The organism is Oxynema mangrovii CENA135, assembly GCF_016632315.1.
Lineage (GTDB): Bacteria > Cyanobacteriota > Cyanobacteriia > Cyanobacteriales > Laspinemataceae > Oxynema > Oxynema aestuarii.
In genome coordinates this window covers 370,603-391,029 of the sequence record NZ_JAEOXH010000003.1, presented here as the reverse complement: position 1 = coordinate 391,029, position 20,427 = coordinate 370,603, and the positions used below count along the sequence as shown (strand labels likewise).

At 49.9% G+C, this 20,427-nt stretch carries 15 protein-coding genes and 1 pseudogene; 2 read left to right on the top strand and 14 right to left on the bottom strand.

The window, feature by feature from the left end:
• Window positions 1-5: 5 nt before the first annotated feature.
• The 7 genes and pseudogenes from JJD41_RS21345 to JJD41_RS25070 all read right to left on the bottom strand — a co-directional run.
• Window positions 6-1,007 carry a calcium/sodium antiporter gene (locus JJD41_RS21345; protein WP_200669512.1) on the bottom strand — a complete coding sequence of 334 codons (1,002 nt, stop codon included), beginning with the start codon at window positions 1,005-1,007 and terminating at the stop codon, window positions 6-8.
• 175 nt (window positions 1,008-1,182) lie between these two features.
• Window positions 1,183-2,043, bottom strand: a complete 861-nt coding sequence (locus tag JJD41_RS21340) for a DUF6544 family protein (protein WP_234489045.1) — start codon at window positions 2,041-2,043, stop codon at window positions 1,183-1,185.
• A 102-nt stretch (window positions 2,044-2,145) separates the two neighbouring features.
• Entirely contained in the window at window positions 2,146-2,754 is a 609-nt protein-coding gene (locus JJD41_RS21335) for a hypothetical protein (protein ID WP_200669510.1), read from the bottom strand.
• Window positions 2,755-2,826: 72 nt separating this feature from the next.
• Window positions 2,827-3,405: a rhomboid family intramembrane serine protease gene (locus JJD41_RS21330; RefSeq protein WP_200669509.1), complete on the bottom strand. Its 579-nt coding sequence runs from the start codon at window positions 3,403-3,405 to the stop codon at window positions 2,827-2,829.
• 75 nt (window positions 3,406-3,480) lie between these two features.
• Window positions 3,481-4,719 (bottom strand): RNA-guided endonuclease InsQ/TnpB family protein, encoded by a 1,239-nt coding sequence (locus JJD41_RS21325; RefSeq protein ID WP_200669508.1) that lies wholly within the window; start codon window positions 4,717-4,719, stop codon window positions 3,481-3,483.
• A 43-nt stretch (window positions 4,720-4,762) separates the two neighbouring features.
• Complete coding sequence (locus tag JJD41_RS21320) at window positions 4,763-4,939, bottom strand: hypothetical protein (RefSeq protein ID WP_200669507.1); 177 nt, start codon at window positions 4,937-4,939, stop codon at window positions 4,763-4,765.
• A 34-nt stretch (window positions 4,940-4,973) separates the two neighbouring features.
• Window positions 4,974-5,748, bottom strand: a pseudogene (locus JJD41_RS25070) (sensor histidine kinase); the annotation flags it as partial.
• Between the two features lie 1,148 nt (window positions 5,749-6,896).
• Here JJD41_RS25070 and JJD41_RS21310 point away from each other — a divergent pair.
• Entirely contained in the window at window positions 6,897-7,631 is a 735-nt protein-coding gene (locus JJD41_RS21310) for an SIMPL domain-containing protein (RefSeq protein WP_200669506.1), read from the top strand.
• A gap of 301 nt (window positions 7,632-7,932) precedes the next feature.
• On the opposite strand, the gene metK is transcribed toward JJD41_RS21310, so the two are convergent.
• The 7 genes from metK to JJD41_RS21275 form a co-directional block, all read right to left on the bottom strand.
• A complete protein-coding gene (gene metK / locus JJD41_RS21305) occupies window positions 7,933-9,186 on the bottom strand; it encodes a methionine adenosyltransferase (RefSeq protein ID WP_200669505.1) in 1,254 nt (417 codons plus the stop codon).
• Window positions 9,187-9,340: 154 nt separating this feature from the next.
• On the bottom strand, window positions 9,341-10,078 hold the full coding sequence (locus JJD41_RS21300; RefSeq protein WP_200669504.1) for an HAD family hydrolase: 738 nt from the start codon (window positions 10,076-10,078) through the stop codon (window positions 9,341-9,343).
• A 211-nt stretch (window positions 10,079-10,289) separates the two neighbouring features.
• Entirely contained in the window at window positions 10,290-11,288 is a 999-nt protein-coding gene (locus JJD41_RS21295; protein ID WP_234489044.1) for a 30S ribosomal protein S1, read from the bottom strand.
• A gap of 568 nt (window positions 11,289-11,856) precedes the next feature.
• Window positions 11,857-12,444: a transcriptional regulator NrdR gene (gene nrdR, locus JJD41_RS21290; RefSeq protein ID WP_200669503.1), complete on the bottom strand. Its 588-nt coding sequence runs from the start codon at window positions 12,442-12,444 to the stop codon at window positions 11,857-11,859.
• A 279-nt stretch (window positions 12,445-12,723) separates the two neighbouring features.
• A complete protein-coding gene (locus tag JJD41_RS21285; protein ID WP_168567672.1) occupies window positions 12,724-12,819 on the bottom strand; it encodes a photosystem II reaction center protein T in 96 nt (31 codons plus the stop codon).
• Between the two features lie 141 nt (window positions 12,820-12,960).
• Window positions 12,961-14,487 carry a photosystem II chlorophyll-binding protein CP47 gene (gene psbB, locus JJD41_RS21280; RefSeq protein ID WP_200669502.1) on the bottom strand — a complete coding sequence of 509 codons (1,527 nt, stop codon included), beginning with the start codon at window positions 14,485-14,487 and terminating at the stop codon, window positions 12,961-12,963.
• A gap of 276 nt (window positions 14,488-14,763) precedes the next feature.
• The gene (locus JJD41_RS21275; RefSeq protein WP_370583918.1) at window positions 14,764-15,177 is read right to left on the bottom strand and encodes a hypothetical protein; all 414 of its coding nucleotides are present in this window, start codon (window positions 15,175-15,177) and stop codon (window positions 14,764-14,766) included.
• A gap of 614 nt (window positions 15,178-15,791) precedes the next feature.
• On the opposite strand from JJD41_RS21275, the gene JJD41_RS21270 reads away from it, so the two are divergent.
• Entirely contained in the window at window positions 15,792-20,279 is a 4,488-nt protein-coding gene (locus JJD41_RS21270) for a PAS domain S-box protein (protein WP_234489043.1), read from the top strand.
• The last annotated feature ends 148 nt before the right edge of the window (window positions 20,280-20,427 follow it).

Sequence of the window (20,427 nt, the reverse complement as noted above, 5' to 3'; positions counted from 1 at the left end):
GCCGTTTACAATACGTCAAAGATTTCGCCGATAAACCAACCGTAAAAAACAAAAAATAATAAGCCTTCCCAACGACTAAATTGTTTGTTTTGTGTGGTCAGGAAAAACAAGATCGTTCCGGCTAGCATGGCGGGCAATCCTTCGGCAATAATCACCGGGGCAATTTCTAAATTATCGATCGCCCCCGCCACACCCATCACCGCAAAGCAGTTAAAAATATTAGACCCTAAAACATTGCCGACGGCCATTTCTGGATTGCCTTTGCGGGTGGCAACAATGGTCACGATCAGTTCGGGTAAAGAGGTTCCAAAGGCAACTGCACCGATCGCAATCACTTCTTTTCCGATCTGGAGAAATTCCGAAATTTTGGTCACCGATTCGATCGTATATTCCGCACTTCCCCAAATAAAAATTAAGCTGACGATCGCGATCGCCAAACTTTTGACGGGAAAGCGATCGGGTTTTTCTAAACCATTGGCGGTGTCTTCTGCGGTATCTTCTTCTGGGTCTCGTTCGGAAGATTCCCCGGAGGTTTCTAAACTATTCGGATGCGATAAAACCGCATAAAGAATATAAATCACAAAGCCGCCCAAAGATAACCAGGCATCCCCTGCCGAAAAGTCGCGATCGCCGACAGCGAGACAGAGTAAAAATGCTGACGATAGAAAAATCTGCAAGTCAACTTTGAGGGAATTATAAGTAATTTTAAATTTACGGGACATCGCCGAAGCGACTCCCACAATCAGAAAAATATTGGTAATATTAGAACCGACGACGTTACCGAGAACGATTTCCGAGGACTGTTGCAAAACGGCGGCGATCGATGAGGCTAATTCGGGCAGGGAGGTTCCGATCGCCACGATCGTAACGCCGATAATAAATGGGTGAAATCCGAGAAAAATTCCCAGTCTCTCCGCAGCATCGGTAAAATAATCCGAGGCTTGAACGAGGATAAATAGACTGAGAACAAAAATGGCAGCCCAAAGAAGTAAGGAAAAGGAAAACATCGCGATCGCCCGAGGGAATTTGTACGGTTGAATTATCCCACATAGCTGCCATAGGGGGAGAAGGGGAAATGGGTTCGAGGAAGGGCTATAAAGGGGAGAAAAAGCGCAAATCGATCGTTGCTAACGATCGCTCCAAAATCGATAAAACCCCCCCGACGATCGTCGCCGATCGCGTTTACGAAGCGAGATCGACCCGGCGATCGCCAGGTGGAATCTGGGGCGAAACGTCGATATTGTAGGCGATCCCTTCCAAGGTGCCGATCCAGTAGGGGCGATCGTCATCTTGCCAGCGCACGATCGCCCGGGCGGGAACGCGCAAGGGACCGAAAGAACGAAGTTCCGATAAAGTAATCTCCCAAGGAATGCGATCTTCGCCGGGTTGACGGTAGCGTAAAGCCTCGATATGCACGATAGCGGCGGTGTTCGGGTCGAATTCGAGTTGCAAACGCACTTCGCGATCGCCGTAGGCTAAATAAGCGGAACAATGTGTCTCGTCGATCGCCTCCCAACGGACGCCGGGAAGGGCGATCGCCATCGGCGGCAACATGGCGACTTCTTCGGCCCATAGCGCCAACACCTGCCCTTCGGCGATCTCTTCTCCAGTTTGGAACAGATTCATCAAGCCGCGTACTTGTAGCTTTCCTTCGCCGCCGATGTAAGAGTCCACGGCCCTCATCAGGGGCAATCCAAACCAGGTTAATTCCATTTCCCGGCAAAATTCTCCCTGACGGTAAAAACTTTTAAACCGTAACATGCTATAAATTAAACCGAGTTTAAATTTGGCCCGTCCCCAAATCATCGCCGATTCGACCTGGGGCAGATCCGTGCTGGCACAGGATGCTAAATATCGCCGGATCGGTTCGGGTAAGTCGTCGGGAACCCTGATGGAACCGAGATCGCGACTGGCTTGCGTCGGCGGTGGAAACGGACTGGGGACGATTTGAAAGCCCCAAAAAAGCACCAGGGGTAAAGCCAGAAATAAGCCCGCCGAGATCGCGAGCGCGATCGCCATACTTTGCATAATATTGCTCCTCAAAACCTCTGAATACCCTGGAAATCCTCCGGGTGTGCTGTCGCGATCCGCGCCGTTAGCTTCGCGACGCAGAAGGCGGATCGCCGGACCGACCGAAAGCGCAGTTTATCCCGGTGGAGACCCCGAGGGAGAGGCGATCGGGGGTTCTGGAGAGGGAGGCGCTTCTAATTCCAGGGATAAAGCACTGAGAATGCCATCGATATTCCACGGTTGAATGCCGTTGTAACTCGGATCGGACGGGTGGCGGGTGTCGATTAAGTGAATGCGGCTGTCTTTGGCGGCCCAGGCGATCGCGCACGGGTCGAAGCTTTCTTGAATCCAGACGACCCGCGAGGCGTCGTGGGCGTGCCAGATCGCGGCGAGGGTCTTGCCGTCGAACTGTTCCAGGTTGAGTTTGGGGTAGATCGAGACCAACCCGCGCATTTGGCGCATGGAAAGCGGGTAGCCGATCCGCCAATGGCGGGTAGCGGACCATTCGTTCCACACCGTGGCGTTTTCCAACCACTGGGCGGAAAACCAGATCGCTTCGATCCACTCGGCGCGATCGACCGCTTGCAGGAAACTGCGGGCGAGAGATACGGGAAAGCCATAGGCGCCCTCGTAAGATTCTTCCAACAATCCTGCAGGCATGTGGGTACTCAGGAGTTGGGGCGTCCCGGAGTCGGTGACGTTGAGGACGCCATCGATGGATAAAAATAATAGAACTTTTTGCATGACTCGCAAGATCTTAAAGGTGAAAATTTGAGAATCCAGATTGAAAAATCCGGGGTAGAAAAGAGCGATCGCTTATTTCTTTTCAGCCAACACTTTAGCGGCGATCGCGCCACTGACAAACCCGCAGAAATGGCCTTCCCAAGAAATAAATGGATGGGTCGGCAAAATCCCCCATATTAAGCCCCCATAGAAAAAGCCGACGAATAATGACAGGGCGATCGACATAAAATTGCGTTGAAAAAAGCCGCGCGAAATTAAAAAACCCAAATAACCGAAAACCAAACCACTCGCCCCGATATGAACCGAGTTCGAGGCGCCAATCAGCCACACGCCTAAGCCGCCGAGGAGGGTGGTGACGACGGTGACGAACAGGAAGTCAGCCGTGTCTTGCAGCATCACGAACCAACCGAGGGTTAAAAAAGGAACGGTATTGGCAATTAAATGGGGAAAGCCTCCATGCAAAAACGGCATCCACAAAATCCCCCACAATCCGCTTATTTCTCGTGGATGAATGCCGTATCGATTGAGGGCTTGTCCGAGAAAAATGGTATCGACGAACTCCAGAATCCACATGATGGCGATCGCGCCACCGAGTAAGCGGATCTGGGTTTTGAATTCCCGGGCGAGTGCTTTGCTCTCGTCGCTACTCATGAGTTGGCCTGTGACGTTCTCCCGACGCTGACCTATGCGCTTCGCGCAGGCTTCGCCAACGGTACAGCGCGGGCTTCACCGGATCGCTCCAGCGACTACCTGCTTCGTTCGGTCTTGTCTAGGCAATGCCCCCGACAGAACCCGTCCACAGGCGATTTCATCAGCCGTGAGACCCACGACTGAGAGGCCACGATTGCGAATAACTTGAGCGCTGGCAACATCTCTGGGCTTGATGGAACCGCATTCACCGCAATGGTGAATACGGTCTTTTAATTCCTTGCGGACTTGAGCCCCACACTCAGGGCATTCCTGGCTGGTGCCTCTAGGATTGACCTTGCTGTAGTAGACACCACGTTTCCAGCACACCCACGGCAGTACGATGTTGACGAACTGACCCAGGCCAGCATCAACCATGTGTTGGCCGAGGAAACCCTTAGCAAGTATCCTGAAGTCCAAGTCTTCAACAAATATTATCCCGGCCCGATCGCAGAGATGATGAGCCAGCTTGAACTGCCAGTCCAGACGGTAATTCGCAATGTTTTCGTGAACTCGACCGATCCGCTCGATTAACTTGAGCCAGTTTTTCGACCCCTTCTGCTTCCCTTTTAGCCTACGTTGCAGCGATTTCAGCTTGCGGTGCAGCTTATTGAAGAAACGAGGACGAGAAACCTGCTCGCCATCAGAGGTGGATAGAAAATACTCCAGTCCAACATCCAGCCCCAGGGCATGGCCTTCTGGCGGGATGTCGGGTACATCAACGTCAGCTTTTAGCGTCAGCATGGCGTACCAGCCTGAATGCTTCCGCACGACCCGAACAGCTTTCAGATCGAAGCCTTCAGGCATGGGGCGATGCAAGTTAATAGGCACCTGCCCGATCTTTGGCAGCTTAATGCTGTTGCCATCAATCGCCTCACCTTTTATCTGCGGAAACAGAAATGACCGCATCCGACCAAATTTCTTGAACCGAGGAAACCCAGTTCGCTTTTGGTGGAATGCGACGAAAGCAGCATCAACCCTCCCAATGACATCCTGAAGCACCTGAGAATGAACCGCTTTGAGTTCAGGATTGGTTTTCTTAGCTTCAGTTAACGCCTTCTTCTGACGGTAGTAATCGGGATAGGGGGTGTCGGCTGGAATGATGTACTCCTTCTGAAGACTGCAAGCATTGACCGAGCACTTCCGACTGTCGATCCAGTCCTTGCGCTCCCCGACCACATAGTTGTAGACCTGGCGGCAAGTCTCCAGCCAATTAAGCATCTGGAGTTCTTGTTCGAGATCTGGGTAAATCCGGTATGAGTAGGTCAATACAAGCATGTAGCTATTACAACTTAGTAGAAACAGCAATGCTCCCTAGAAATTAGCGAAAGAGTATGGCGACTCCGTTCCACTCCATCGCCTCGGCTTTCATCCCGACAGCTTCGCGTAGAGTGCGGGGCTTCCCGCCGATTAAGCTAAAGTCTACTTTCGATTTTAGAGTTTCCTGACAGGAATTGGACAGAGGCGATCGCCGCGATCGCCCCACAAGTGAGAGCATTTAACCGTTTCCGATCGCGATCGGGTTCGCAACATTAAAGGGAAACCTTGAGGGTAGGGGCGATCTCTTGGGAACAATCTACGGGAAGACAAACCGTAAAAATGGAGCCGCGATCGCACTGGCTGCTCAGAGTAATTGCGCCGCCCATCATCTCGCAAAAATGATGGCTGATGGCCAATCCCAAGCCCGTCCCGCCATATTTGCGCGTCGTCGAGGCATCCCCTTGAGTAAAGGGTTGAAACAGTTTTTTGCTGTTCTTCTGACATGCCGATGCCCGTATCTTTCACTTGAAAATACAGGCCATCCTTGCCGTTGTCCCGAGGCGATCGCGTCACCGTCAAGCTAATTTCACCGTTGTGGGTAAATTTAGCCGCATTACTGAGTAAATTAAATAAAATTTGCCGAACTTTTGTCGCGTCGGCATACATGGTTTTTACCGGACAATTGCCGTCGAATTGGAGAGAATTTCCGTTTTTTTCGATTAACGGTTCCACGGTGGTTACGACACTTTCGAGCAGCCGATCTAACTCGAAGTGTTCGAGATAGAGGTCCATCCGTCCCGCTTCGATTTTGGATAAATCGAGAATGTCATTAATTAAGGTTAATAAATGCCTGCCTGCAGTCCGAATTTTTTGCAAGTCCGGGATTAAATCGCTGTAGCCAAAGTCTTGAGCGTCTTCTTCGAGCATTTCACTGTAGCCGACGATCGCATTTAAAGGGGTTCGCAATTCGTGGCTCATATTCGCCAGAAACGCACTTTTGGCGTGATTGGCTTTTTCTGCCGTATCTTTAGCCGTTTCCAGTTCTTCCGTGCGTTGGGCGACATTGGCAATTAAATGATTGAGGGAGGTGGCGAGGGAATCGATTTCTTGTAATTCGCTGTTGACGGGCGATCGCAGGCTAAAATCCGCCTCGCGGGCGACTCGTTCGGCCATGTCGGTGACGCCGACGATCGGTTCGGCGATCGCCCGCGTCGTCCGCCATGCAATGATTCCGGCGATCGCCACCGAGAGCAACGCACCGAAAACCACCATGAATTTTTCTACCCCTTGGGCGTCTTCCATGACGATCGCCCCTTGTTGTTGTTGAATTCGGGCGATTTCTAACAGGTCGCTCAACTCGGCGCCGAGGCGATCGAGCTGTTCGGCTTGTTCCCCACTGGCGATTCGGATTAACTGCGATCGCGCCGTCTCCACGGAAGTAGAGGTCGTTGACAACGGATCGACCGCTTTTAAGCTGGTTTCGATTTGTCCGACGTAGCTGTTTAAATGGGTTTCATATTCGGAGAGTAAGGCGAGGATCGCACTCGGACGATCGGCCAGCCATGCCGGGTTACTGTTTAAATAGTCTTCAATTTCTGTTTTTAACTCCCCGAGGCGATCGCTCTGGTTTAAAAAGGTTTCGCGACGGACCCGTAATTGTTGGGAATCGTCGATCGCCCCGGGAAATCTCGACCCCTGTAATTGGATGGTAACGGCGAGGTCTTTAAAATGACTGAGTAAGTGAAATTGTTCTTGAGCATCGACAAACTGCTCGACCCCTTTACCTTGATAGTAATCGGCTACGAGCATTCCGGCGATCGAGCCGACAAAACCAATCGCAATGGCGATCGAATAGCCATAACCGATTTTTTCGTGAATGCGCCGAGAACGGGTACGATCTTGGCGGACAAATGGCAAACTAAAGGGCAACGATCGCATCCACTCCGGCAAAAACCGCCGTCGTCGAGGCGGGCGATCGTTGCCGGGGGAACGAGCATCGGATTGCGGGAAATCGGGATGGGTCACGATCGCTGATTTACTCGTGTGGAATGTTCGGGGTTAAAAACGGTTGCCACCCTTCCATACTTCGGCCTCTCGGTTACCAAAACCGTAACTGACAGCTCGGTTCCACCTTGGCCGTGACAGACTGTTGAAATAAAACAGTCCATGAAGAATTTGTGAGGAGATCTATCTCGATGAAAGCGACTGGAGCATGGCGTCCTCGCCTCAATGTTTGGAGTCAGGTTACTGCTCTAACCTTAGCATTGGGAATCGTTCAGATGGGCGCCCTCGACCCGGCGATCGCCCAAGAGCAACGCTTGAGAATCCTCAACGTAAGCGGACAGGGCATCGTTTCGATTCCGACGAGTTTGACCCAAGTCAGTTTGGGGGTAGAAGTCCAGGGCAAAACCGCAGAAGAAGTACAGCAGGAAGTGGCGCGGCGATCGTCGGCGGTGGTGGAGTTACTGCGATCGCGCAATGTAGAGAAATTAGAAACCACGGGCATTCGTCTCAACCCGATTTACAACTATACCAACAACCGACAAATCATTAGCGGATATTCGGCGAGTAATATCGTCAGTTTCCGCATCGCCACCGAACGCGCGGGCAATCTCCTCGATGAAGCGGTACGAGCAGGAGCCACGCGCATTGACGGCATTAGCTTTGTCGCCACGGACGAGGCGATCTCCGCCGCCCGCCAGCAAGCTTTACGCCAAGCCACCGAAGACGCCCAAGCCCAAGCGGATACAGTTTTAAGTACCCTCAACCTCACCCGTCGCGAAATTGTCAACATCCAAATTAATGCCAGTATGCCCACTCCCCAACCACTAATCCTGCGCGAAAGCGCCGCCGTGGCCCAGTCGAGCACCCCGGTCGTCGGCGGCGAACAACAGGTGCAGGCCAATGTTTCATTAGAGATTAGTTATTAGAGATTATTGAGTTCAACCCTAATCAACCGTCAAAATCCCTAATTCCTACCTGTGGTGCCCCTTTCGCGGAAAGCAAGAGGCAAGTCCCCTGTAGGGGTTTGGTTCCCAAACCCTAGAGCAGTAGAGGTTTGGTTCCCAAACCCCTACAAGATTTTTCGATATTTTCTCGATCGACCGTCTCTAAAATCTCCAATCTCAAATCTAAAAATCGCGCGGGCTTGAAACTTCAAAACCCGCGCGATTTAACGATCTCAAGCGACCACCGCGATCGCCCCACCGATGTGGGACAGCATCAGTCGTCTTACTGAGCCACGGTAACCGCACTCAATGCCTCTTTGAGCAGATCGGCTTTATCCGTTCTTTCCCAGGGTAAATCTAAATCCGGGCGTCCGAAATGACCGTAAGCCGCTACATTTTGGAAGAAGCGACCGCCTCGTTCGGAAGGCAAGTTTTGTAAGTTAAACGTTTGAATGATCCCCGCCGGACGCAGTTCAAAGTTGGCTTTGACGACTTCGAGCAGTTTGTCTTCGTCAACCTTGCTGGTGCCGAAAGTTTCGATCGTAATGCTGACCGGACGGGCAACTCCGATCGCGTAACTCAATTGCACTTCGCATTTGTCGGCCAATCCGGCGGCGACGATGTTTTTGGCCACGTAGCGGGCGGCATAAGCGGCACTGCGATCGACTTTGGTGGGATCTTTGCCGGAGAAGGCACCGCCACCATGACGGGCGTAACCGCCGTAAGTATCGACGATGATTTTGCGACCCGTCAAGCCGGAATCCCCTTGAGGTCCGCCGATGACGAATTTACCCGTGGGATTGACTAAAAAGCGGGTGTTGGCGTCGGGTTTGACGTCGATATTGGCAAAACTGGGCTGGACGACGTGAGTCCACAGATCCTGTTTGATTTTTTCTTGGACGGCAGCATTATCGCGCAACTCGCCAATTGCGGCGGTGTGTTGGGTCGAAATTAGGATGGTATCGATCGCGATCGGTTTGCCATCTTCGTAGAGGACGGTGACCTGAGTTTTGCCGTCGGGACGCAAGTAAGACAGTTCGCCGTTTTTGCGCACTTCGCTCAAGCGCAAGGAAATGCGGTTGGCTAAGGAACTGGTCAAGGGCATCAGTTCGGGGGTTTCGTTACAGGCGAAACCGAACATCAAGCCTTGGTCTCCGGCGCCGATCGCGTCGAGTTCGTCGTCGGAGAGTTCGCGGCTTTCTTGGGCTTGGTCTACCCCTTGAGCGATATCGGCAGACTGTTCGTCTAAGGCAACTAAGACGGAGCAGCTATCGGCAGAAAACCCGTTTTCTGCATGAACGTAGCCGATTTCAGCAATTTTTTCCCGGGCTAAGTTAACGTAGTTAACTTGTGCTTGAGAGGTGATCTCTCCGGTAATCAGAACTAAACCCGTGTTGACGACGACTTCAGCCGCGACGCGACTTTTAGAATCTTGCGAAAGCAAGGCGTCGAGAATGGTATCGGAAATCTGGTCGCAGATTTTATCCGGATGTCCTTCGGTAACGGATTCAGAAGTAAAAAGATATCGACGAGACAACGATTTTCCTCCCAGGAAACTAGCGTGATAGAGCGATCTTCAACATATAGGTGTTCGGGCGTCAGGGCAAGTTTCAGGACAGGAGTAGACCTCTAGGCAAATGGTCAAAAGCCCTTTTTTTGAAGGGAGTTAATTTCCAAATGGGCTAAGCGGTCTATAGTAGGTGGATGTCATCCAACTGCGCGATCGCCACATCTGCCCCGGCCAATCGTCCCGGAGAACTCGGGCGCCAGCTTATACCGATACACCCGGCTGCACCTGCCCGTTTGGCCATTTCAATATCGGCTGGAGAGTCCCCCACCATTAAGGTCGCATTGGCTGAAACGCCCAACGCTTCGCAGGCTTGGAGAAACAAGGCCGGATCGGGTTTGCTCGGTCCGGAATCGACCCCCATCTGCACCTGGATGTAGGGTTCGAGTCGATAGTGATTTACAAAACTTCGTACTCTTTCCGTCGTATCGGCGGAGAGAATGCCGAGTTTGAGGCCCTGGTCAGAGAGCATCTGAAGCATTTCGAGCGACCCGACAAACAAGGGGGAATGCTTGTTGTCGTTTTTAAGCAACTCGTCAGCGTCTGCAAATGCTTGTCGGGCGATCGCCAGCGATTCTAACCAACCTCGACCTGTTTCGGCAACATAGGCGGCGGCGGCAATTTCGTTTTCGTGGCGGCTACCGACGGCGAGCAACCCGGTGGGATCGACCTGATTATCGACCAGACCGAAGGCCATTAACAGGGGATCCCCCGTCCCGGGAATTTGAGCGTCTACCCGGCGCGATCGCGCGATCGCGATCGTCCGCAAAAAGTCTTCGGAATCTTCTAAGGTGCCGTCTTTATCAAATAAAATCGCTTCGACGTTTTTGAAGGTAACGCCCCTGCATTCAATGTCAATCAAGGGTTTTGCCTCCCTATCTTCGGATATTTATTGCAACGTATGTACTTACAAAGTATCCCTATTTTGTAAGTACATATTTGGATATAAATGTATTTACACACGTAAAGACAAAAACACCCATAAAAAAAGAGGGGGTTACCCTCTGGGTACAAAGCGAGCGCGGCGATCGAATGCGATCGCCCCGCGCTTGTACGCTCTTATGAGAATACTTTTATTCCTCGACAGTGGAGCCGCTTTCGCTGTCGTCGTCGCTCGCCGAAGGAATATCGACTTCTTCCGTCGCGTCCGAAGTAACTTGTTCCGCTTGCTGCTGCTGTTGCATCATTTGCTCGCGGAATTTCGCCGCCATTTCTTCGGCTTTATCGTAAACCAACTGCGGGTTCTTGACCATATCGCCCGGTTCGGGTTCGAGCTGCTTGGTAGACAGGGAAATGCGACCGCGTTCCGCATCCAAGTCGATAATCATGACTTTGAGTTCGTCATTGACATTGAACACGCTATGCGGCGTATCGATATGATCGTGGGAAATTTCGGAAATGTGGAGCAAACCACTGACGCCACCGATATCGATAAACGCCCCGTAAGGTTTGATCCCGCGCACCGTACCGATGACCACTTCGCCGACTTCCAAGCGGTTCATCTTGCGCTCGACCAGAGCGCGACGGTGGCTGAGGACCAGACGGTTGCGGTCTTCGTCCACTTCCAAGAACTTCAGAGGCAGTTCTTCGCCGACGAGTTCTTCTTTTGGCTTGCGAGTGCTGATATGAGAACCGGGAATAAAACCGCGCAACCCTTCAATGCGAACGAGCGCCCCACCGCGATTGGTCGCAAAGACTTGCGATCGCACCGTCGCATCTTCCGCCTGCAACTGACGGACGCGCTCCCACGCCCGCATGTATTCAATCCGGCGGATGCTCAAGGTGAGCTGTCCATCTTCATTCTCATCGGTAAGGATGAAGAATTCCCGCGTTTCGTTCGACTGCAAAACTTCTTCGGGAGCGTCAACCCGATTGATTGACATCTCCTGAATCGGAATGTAGGCGGCTGTTTTGGCACCGATGTCAATCAGAGCGCCCCTCGGTTCTATACTGAATACCGTCCCGGCCACGACATCGCCAGGACTGAAGTGATAGTCGTATTTGTCGAGTAGGGCAGCGAAATCTTCGTGAGTGAAGCCAACATCTCTAGCAATTGTTTTCTGATTGACCATGCGTATTGTTTCCTGGGATCGATCTCCGTAGTTATTTTTGGCGTTCTACTGATGGATGTCGTAGATTTTGTTGAAGAGCGGTTGGAGCCCTCAAAAACCTTTAGGTAAAAGTTAGTATAGCCTGACCTTTACGCGGACAACACCACAACGGCTACGACTCGTACAACTTGGTAACGAGCAGAAATTAACAACCTTTTCAGGTTTTGCGCCTTTGCAGGAAATGGGTTTCATTTCTTGCCTTTGGCGGATGGCCAGTTGCGATCTCCTGACCCTCGGACAAACCTGTAGGTAGCTAACTTCGAGCCGCGAATAGACCCATGATGTTGCTTCCTGGTTCTGGTCTGCCCGCTTAAAGCAACTTCCTTCCGCGAGACTACTCGAAAGTGAAGTTCTAGACGCAAGGATCTATTCTATCTGATTTTCTTGAGAATGGTTGGGTTAAAAGCAGTTTTTTTTGAATCGGGGGAGAGGCGATCGCCCTCGACCATAGCCGAGGATGCCGAGACCCAGGTTAAAAGTAGCTTTTGAGTACCGAGGAACACCGACGAGGGAGCCGTCGATTTTGGCGTTAAGTTTGGCTCATCAACGAGATCGATTCTGAGGACGGTCTCAAAGATGCCCCCCGATCTTCCGATTCGAGACTGGGGCGTTCGACCTCCCGGGAATCTCCCGCACGGGTCGCCTCGGACTCGCGAGTTCGAGCGGCTTGTCGTTCCAAGTGATTGAGAGTTTCGACAAAATCGCGAATGCCGCGAAATTTTCGATACACTGAAGCGAAGCGGATATAAGCGACTTCGCTGAGTTCTTGGAGGTGGGACAAGACTAATTCGCCGATTTCGTTGCTGGTGACTTCGCGGATGACTTGTTGTTGAAGGTAAGCTTCAATTTCATCGACTAAAGACTCCAATTGCGCCGCATCTATCCCGGTTTTTTCGCAAGCTCGCACGATCCCGCGTAGCAATTTCGAGCGGTCGAAAGACTCGCGCCGACCGTCGCGTTTGATCACGGCGACGGGCACGAATTCAATGCGCTCGTAGGTGGTAAAACGGCGCTTGCAGTGAATACATTCCCGCCGTCGGCGAACGCTTTGACCTGCTTCTGCCGATCGCGATTCTAAGACTCGACTTTCGGTATGCTGGCAAAATGGACATCGCATGATTGAATTCCTCTCAGAAAGAAGAAAGTTTTAGCGGGGAGGCTGGAGACATTCAGGGTAAAACTCTATCGGAGGACGAGTACCGAATGGCATCCGCACGCCCCAATTGCCTTCGATCGCCGTCTACAGAGAGGGGTTGACAGATTTGTTCTCACCAGAATCGGTAACAATGGAAAAACCTGAGCCAATTCATCTAGACTCTATGGCTTCGATCCCGAAGACAGAAAGGTCTAGAGTAGAGTGGCTCAGCGAACTAAAAAAATAGGTTGGCTTTTGTGCTTACTTGCCAATCCGAGGCGGCTCGCGGAAGGCGATCGCGAAGAAGAGCAATCCGATGGTTAAAGTCAGAATTAAGATGTAAGCAACGCTTTCCATGTTATCCGTTCCAAATTTTTACAATTGATCTCAGTCTACCAAGCAACAGAAAAAAAGGTCTAACAAACTGTTCGTGTCTGAATGGACTCTCTCAGTTGTTAGACCTCGATCCTCAGATTGAGTCGATTGAGTTCAATGACGTTAGACTTCTTGTTTCCGGGTGGTGATATCACCCAGTTTTTGGAAGACGCCAAACTCGATTTGCTCTTCCAGGTCGGGATCGATCCCGGCAAACACGTCGCGGAAGATGGTGCGCGAACCGTGCCACAAGTGACCGAAGAAGAACAACAGGGCAAAGCAGGCGTGACCGAAGGTAAACCAGCCGCGCGGACTGCTACGGAACACCCCGTCGGAATCTAAGGTTTCGCGATCGAAGGCGAAGGGTTCGCCGAGAACCGCTTTCCGGGCGTAGGTTTTGACATCGACGGGATCCGTAAAGGTTTTGCCGTCGAGTTCGCCACCGTAGAAGGAGACCGTTACCCCGGTTTGCTCGAAGCTATATTTCGATTCGGCGCGACGGAAGGGAATGTCGGCGCGGACGATGCCATCGGCATCGGTCAACAACACCGGGAAGGTTTCAAAGAAGTTCGGCATCCGACGGGCGGTGAGTTCGCGACCGTCTTTGTCGGTGAATACCGGATGGCCGAGCCAAGCTTGGGCGATGCCGTCGCCTTGGTCCATCGGACCGACGCGGAACAGACCGCCTTTAGCGGGGCTGTTGCCGATGTAATCGTAAAACGCCAATTTGTCGGGAATAGCCGACCACGCCTCGGACAAGTCTTTCCCGGCATCGAGATCGGCTTGTACGCGACGTTGAATTTCTTGTTTGAAATAGCCGCCATCCCATTGATAGCGGGTCGGGCCGAACAGTTCGATGGGGGTGGTGGCGGAACCGTACCACATGGTGCCTGCGACGACGAAAGCCGCAAAGAACACCGCAGCAATACTGCTGGAGAGAACGGTTTCGATGTTCCCCATCCGCAGGGCTTTATAGAGGCGCTCGGGCGGACGGACGGTTAAGTGGAAGATTCCGGCGATAATCCCGACAATCCCGGCGGCGATGTGGTGGGCCACGATGCCCCCCGGGTTGAAGGGGTTAAAGCCATCGGGTCCCCATTCCGGGGCGACGGGTTCCACGTGTCCGGTCAAGCCGTAGGGGTCGGAAATCCACATGCCCGGTCCGAATAGCCCGGTCAGGTGGAAGGCACCGAAGCCGAAGCAGAGCAAACCTGCTAAGAACAGGTGGATGCCGAACATTTTCGGCAAGTCTAAAGCAGGTTGACCCGTGCGGGCGTCGGTGAACAGTTCGAGGTCCCAATAAACCCAGTGCCAGCAGGCAGCTAGGAAGAGAAGACCCGACAGGACGATATGGGCAGTGGCGACGCCTTCAAAAGACCAGAATCCCGGATCGACGGCGGTCTCTCCGGTGATGCTCCAGCCTCTCCAAGAGTCGGTGACGCCGAGACGAGCCATGAACGGCATGACGAACATGCCTTGTCGCCACATGGGGTTCAATACGGGATCGCTCGGATCGAAAATGGCGAGTTCGTAAAGTGCCATCGACCCAGCCCAACCAGCCACGAGAGCCGTATGCATCAGGTGTACGGCAATCAGGCGGCCTGGGTCATTCAGGACGACTGTGTGTACGCGGTACCAGGGTAGTCCCATTGACTACACTTCCTCCTCGATTAGAAAAATCTACTTGGACGCTATCTTGGTGCCTTTTATTAGAGTCTTTGCCTTGCTGCCCAGAGGGGGCCAATTGGCTGAGAACTAAGCAGTGAGGCAGTTCGACAAGGGTATTCTCAAAAATGAGAGTATTTAAAGAAGTGTAACTATTGACTGAGCCGATTGCAAGCATCTCGACGGCTTGGGGCCAAACGACGATCGCCCGTTAAGGCGCGAGATGGTGCTGCAGGGGGTGGATGCTGACACGATCGCGCTCTAGGAGAATTTGGGCGATCGCATTCCATCCGCCATCTGACAGATCGTTTGCGAATCGCAGAGTCTGGCGAGTACCTGGTCGCCGCTCATCAACCGTCGGATGAAGACTTGACCGATGGTTGAGGGGGGAAGATTGGCGTCCGGTAGAGGTTTGACTTCGACCATAATCACCGGATCTTCGACGCGGTAGAGCCACAGTTTTTCACTGCTCTCTAGCAAACACAGGTTCATGCGCTCGATCTGCGGCGCCCGTCGCCACGCCAACTCGTTCCACAATCCTTCGACTCCCCACACTCGACCCACTGTCCAGCCTTCAGTTAGAAAGAAGTATTTCACAAACGTTTCTAGGCAGTAGACAAAGAACTTGCTGTTTACCATATCGCGAAATTGCGCCAATTTTCGAGGGAGTGCCATCCATATTTCCTGACGCGATCGCCCGCCAACCCTTGCCACTTTGGATCCTGAGAAGCGAAAATTACAATGAAGGAGTTGCCGACCCCTTGAAACTCCTCGAACGATTGCCATGCCAGGGAGATCGCTGACACCGGGCGATCGTTCTTAGGATCGACTCAGGCCATGAATTGAGATAATTCGTTGACGATTTTTTGAATGTTGCTGCTTTCTCTCCCGATCTATATTTCTCTCGCATCCTCTTGAGAATGAGGGTTCGATCGCACTCAAATCTTCCGTTTAATTCAGAATTCCGGCTCGTTTTAAAGTTTCGATCTTCTCGATTGACTCGCGGCAGAAACACTTCAATCGATGCGCTATCGATCGAAATATCGGGAGATCTAGAACTGTTCGGAGGCTTGAGAACTGCACAAACAATATCAATCAATTGAATCTGTAGCCTTAAGGCTCGGAATGAAGCGATCGAAAGCTCATTTCCGTCTGTCAATCCCCCTTCTTTTCCGTAACTGTGTAAGCTTAAAAACAAATAAGCAAAATCTGGATGGAGGTGGAATATCATTGGATTGTCAATCAACCTTCTTTAGAATCCAGCATCAAAGTATTTTCACGGCAAAATCATGACATATAAGATGCCAAAAATACCCTTACGTACTGTTTTGATCGGTGTATTTACATTGCAGGTATTGCTAACTGTCGCTGCTATTAAATATCTTTCCAATCGTAATGAAAAGCAATCCATTGAAGAATTGACCCATCAAGTGATGGAGGAAGTCGGCGATCGCATCGGCGATCGGCTCGAAAATTACTTACAAGTCCCCCAGGATATTGTCAGATTTAACTATTTAGCAACTCGTAACGGAATCCTGGATATTAACGATATCGATTCCCTCCAAAAATATCTATGGAATCAGATCGACAGTCGCCCCGACCTCACCTCAATCTATTTTGCAAACAATAAGGGAGAACTGATCGAATACTTGAGAATTTCCAGCCAAAAAGAAGTCGAAGTAGCCAAAAAATTGACAGGGAAAGAGTCAAGTATCGGTACTCTTTATTTAGGAAAAGTAACGCGAGAGGATTTGGCGGAGCGCAATTACTATGTTTTAGACGAATTAGGCCGACCTCAAGAAGTTATTTATAACACTAATATCAACTTTTCTCAATTGGGTTGGTACCGTCAAGCGATCGGCAGTCAAAAACAAGCTTGGACACCTGTTGTTATTTACCAAGCTTCAGGGATGTTAGGACTCTTTGCAGTTGCCCCGATTTACAGCAAAACAAATGAATTTGAAGGAGTTTTCGCCTCTCATATCAGTCTCACTCATTTGAGTGATTTTCTCCGAGAACTGAATTTTTCTACTTCAGGAGAAGCATTTATTCTAGATCGCTCCGGTCATTTACTCGCTACTTCTACCTCTGAATCTCTTGCCGTAAAATCCCCCGATCTTCCTTTTGAGCTTCTCCCTGCCGACCGCAGTAACAACCCTCGAATACGCGAGATTTATCGACAAATTTATCAAGATTCAGATCGTCTGGAAACATTAAAAAAACCACAAATTTTTTCAGTTTTAACTGAAGATCGTCTTTTGTTTGTTCGAGTCATTCCTTATCGAGATCCATTGGGATTGGACTGGCTAATTGTGGTAAACGTTCCGGAACATGATGTGATGGGAAAGATCCACAAAAATACGCGAACAACCGTTTTTTTATCGATCGTAATTTTGATGGTTTCCACCGGAATCGGAATTTTGACAGCTCGCTGGATTACTCAACCGATTATTCGCTTAAATGAGATTGCCAAACAATTTAGTTTGGGAGAGTTTCATACCTCCATTCCGGAGAATCCGATTAATGAAATTGGGGAATTAGCCGATTCCTTTGAGCGAATGTCGCGATCGCTGGATCGTTCATTTGAAGCACTCAAAAAGAGTGAAGAAAAATTTTCAACATTATTAGATGCAGTTCCCGTCGGCATTTCTGTATTAGATCGCAAAGGAAAAGTAGTGGTGATGAATGGATTGGCCAAAAAGATTTTAGGATTGGCCAATTTAAGCCAATATAAAATTCGATGGATATCTAAATTTTATCAAATTTACGTAGCGGGAACCGATCGGCTTTATCCTTGGAAACAATTACCCTTTCTGCGCGCCTTAAAAGGGGAAACGGTGTTAGCAGACGACCTAGAAATTCATCGCCGTGATGGTAAAGTCATTCCCCTAGAAATTCGTGCAACTCCAGTGTTTGACGATCGCGGAAAGGTCATTTATACGATTAATGCTTTTGTCGATATTAGCGATCGCCTCGAAGCCGAACGAGTCTTATTAAATTACAACCACATGTTAGAAGCACAAGTTCGGGAACGAACGGAAGCATTACAGTCTACCGAAGCACGACTGAATGCCTTTTTTGCCTCCGCAACGTTGGGAATGTGTATTTTAGATGACGAACTCAATGTGGTCAAAATTAACGAGCCTTTTGCGGCGATCGATACAGTTAAAATTCCTGATTCTATCGGACGATCTTTAGAAGAGGTATGTCCAAAAGTAGCTGCTAAATTGCAATCTCTATGTCGTCGAGTTTTGAGGAGCGATCGCGGAATCTTAAATCGAGAATTTGCGATTGAATATCCTCTACTGAATCATTATAAACGCGACTTTATGGCCTCTTTATTTCCGATTTTAAGTACGAAGTCTATTCATTGTGGAGTGGGGATAGTTCTTTTAGAAATCAGCGATCGCAAACGAGCAGAAGAAGCATTAAGCCAGAGTGAATCGACGTTACGGAGCTTTTTTAACAGTGCCTCAATGATGATGGGAGTTGTCGAAATTCAGGACAATGACATTCTCCATATCTCAGATAATTTGAGCTACGCGCGCTTTTTTGGAACGACACCAGAAGCGGTTAACAATCGTTGGGCCAGTGAAATAGGAGTGCCGGAATCTATCCGACAATTGTGGATCGAACGGTATCGCGAAGCAGAACGGACTCAATCTCCGGTACGTTTTGAGTACGTTCATCAGACGCCAGATGGAGATAAATACTTGTCAGCAACGGTTTGCACGATCCCGGTCAATGCCAACGGACGATCGCGATTTTCTTATCTTGTTGAAGATATTAGCGATCGCCAACGTGCGGAACAAGCTTTGCGAACCAATGAAGCACGGTTGCGAAATTTAGCCACGGCGATTCCCGGGATTATTTATTCTCTGCTGAAATATGCAGATGGTTCTTGGAAATTTGAATATATCAATCGAGCGGTTGAAGAAATTTATGGAATGAAAGTTGAGGAGTTTTTAGAAAGGACAGAAGAAACGCTCTTGAGATCGATCTATCCCGAAGATTTAGAGGCGTATCATGAAGCTGTGAATCGCAGTGCGGAAACTTTAGAAAGATTCAGACATGAATGGAGAATTATCACCCCTTCCGGAAAAATTAAATGGTTACAAGCGAACTCCCAACCGGAAGCTCGTGAAAATGGAGAAATTTGCTGGCATGGCATCGTCCAAGATATTAGCGATCGCAAACGAGCTGAAGTCGAACTAGCCAGAGCAAAAGAAGCGGCGGAAGCGGCAAACCAGGCCAAAAGTGCGTTTCTTGCCTCGATGAGTCACGAATTGAGAACGCCACTCAATGCGATTCTCGGCTTTGCTCAATTAATGAGTTATAGCTCTCATTTGACGTCGAGCGATCGCAAGTCGATCGAGATTATCAATCGGAGTGGAGCGCATTTATTGACGCTGATTAATGACGTGCTGGATATGGCAAAGATCGAGGCAGGACGAATAATTTTAAATGAAAATAGTTTTAACTTTACTGGTTTTATTAAAGATTTAAAAGAGTTATTTGCTTTGAAGGCAATAGAGAAGAATTTACTCTTACAAGTTGATATCGATCCTCAAATTCCGACATTTCTAGAAGCCGATGAAGTCCGTTTGAGGCAAATTTTAATTAATTTATTGGGAAATGCAATTAAATTTACCGATTACGGATTTATTCTTTTGAAGGCGTCTTTAAAAGGCAACGACAGCTCGCCTACTCCTTCGGAGGAAAACCCGAGTCAATGGTCAGGAACCGTTGCAGGCGATCGCGTGCGGGTTGAATTTGAAATTAGAGATAGTGGTATGGGTATTCCAGAAGAGCAATTAGAAAGGATATTCGAGCCGTTTTTACAAACACGAACGGGTAAACAATCGCAAGAAGGAACGGGTTTAGGTTTGGCAATCGTCCGCAAATTCGTCACCTTGATGGGGGGAACCATTTCGGTTCGCAGTCAACTCGGAAAAGGCAGTCAATTTTTACTAAAAATTCCGTTTAAAGTTGCTTCAATTCCTGGGGACGGCGGCGAGCGATCGCTCGCTGAAAGACCGATTGCTTTAGAAGCAGACCAACCTCAGTATCGAATTTTAGTAGTTGACGATTGCGCGGACAATCGGGAACTGCTGCTGCAAATCCTTTTACCTTTTGGCTTTCAAATTCGCGAAGCCAGTGACGGTTTGCAAGCTTTAGAAGAATGGGAACGCTGGCGACCCGATGTCGTCTTTATGGATATGCAAATTCCCGAAATGGACGGGATGGAGGTAACTCGGGAAATCAGGAAACGAGAAAATCGGCTCACTCCCGAAGAAAATCGACAGGCGCCAGGAGGCGATCGCCTTGGCGAAAGCGAGCCATTTTCTCGGTCTAAAACGATTGTGATTTCCGTTAGTGCGAGTAGTTTTCAAGAACACAAAAAATTGGTGCTCAATTCTGGATGCGACGAAGTAATTGACAAACCCTTTCAGACATTCCAGATTTTTGAAAGCTTGTCAAAACATTTAGGATTGCGGTATATTAGTGAATTGCCAGCCACTACAAATCTCTGCCTTTCCTCTCCAGAGAACGAGGTCGATTCAACGCAGTTTGCTACTGTATCTGTCGAACAAGTTCTGGGGTTGGAAGCGGCCAGCCTTCGAGGAAAAATTAGTGAAATTTATAGTATTCTCGATCGAATTGCACTGGAGAATACGACCTTGTCCGAGCAACTCAGATCTTTAGCCGATCGCTTTCAATATCAGAAAATATTGACAGCTATTCAAAAATTCAAAGAAAATTCCAATCTAGATTGATGGCTACACTTCTTCGTCCGCAAATGTTTTAAGATGCGATCGCGCAGCGCGATCGCCTAGGGGAGTCAACTCGCTCAATTGAGAGGTTAGACCCGTCGTCTTCCGAGATCGGCGCTGGGAGAGGTCTCAAGGCGATCGCCGATTCAAT

Bases quoted from the DNA above. Each gene is read 5' to 3' on its own strand.
- JJD41_RS21345 (WP_200669512.1), bottom strand. From the start codon at position 1,007: ATGTTTTCCTTTTCCTTACTTCTTTGGGCTGCCATTTTTGTTCTCAGT.
- JJD41_RS21335 (WP_200669510.1), bottom strand. From the start codon at position 2,754: ATGCAAAAAGTTCTATTATTTTTATCCATCGATGGCGTCCTCAACGTC.
- JJD41_RS21330 (WP_200669509.1), bottom strand. From the start codon at position 3,405: ATGAGTAGCGACGAGAGCAAAGCACTCGCCCGGGAATTCAAAACCCAG.
- JJD41_RS21325 (WP_200669508.1), bottom strand. From the start codon at position 4,719: ATGCTTGTATTGACCTACTCATACCGGATTTACCCAGATCTCGAACAA.
- JJD41_RS21320 (WP_200669507.1), bottom strand. From the start codon at position 4,939: ATGCTCTCACTTGTGGGGCGATCGCGGCGATCGCCTCTGTCCAATTCC.
- JJD41_RS21310 (WP_200669506.1), top strand. From the start codon at position 6,897: ATGAAAGCGACTGGAGCATGGCGTCCTCGCCTCAATGTTTGGAGTCAG.
- JJD41_RS21295 (WP_234489044.1), bottom strand. From the start codon at position 11,288: ATGGTCAATCAGAAAACAATTGCTAGAGATGTTGGCTTCACTCACGAA.
- nrdR (WP_200669503.1), bottom strand. From the start codon at position 12,444: ATGCGATGTCCATTTTGCCAGCATACCGAAAGTCGAGTCTTAGAATCG.
- JJD41_RS21285 (WP_168567672.1), bottom strand. From the start codon at position 12,819: ATGGAAAGCGTTGCTTACATCTTAATTCTGACTTTAACCATCGGATTG.
- psbB (WP_200669502.1), bottom strand. From the start codon at position 14,487: ATGGGACTACCCTGGTACCGCGTACACACAGTCGTCCTGAATGACCCA.
- JJD41_RS21275 (WP_370583918.1), bottom strand. From the start codon at position 15,177: ATGGCACTCCCTCGAAAATTGGCGCAATTTCGCGATATGGTAAACAGC.
- JJD41_RS21270 (WP_234489043.1), top strand. From the start codon at position 15,792: ATGACATATAAGATGCCAAAAATACCCTTACGTACTGTTTTGATCGGT.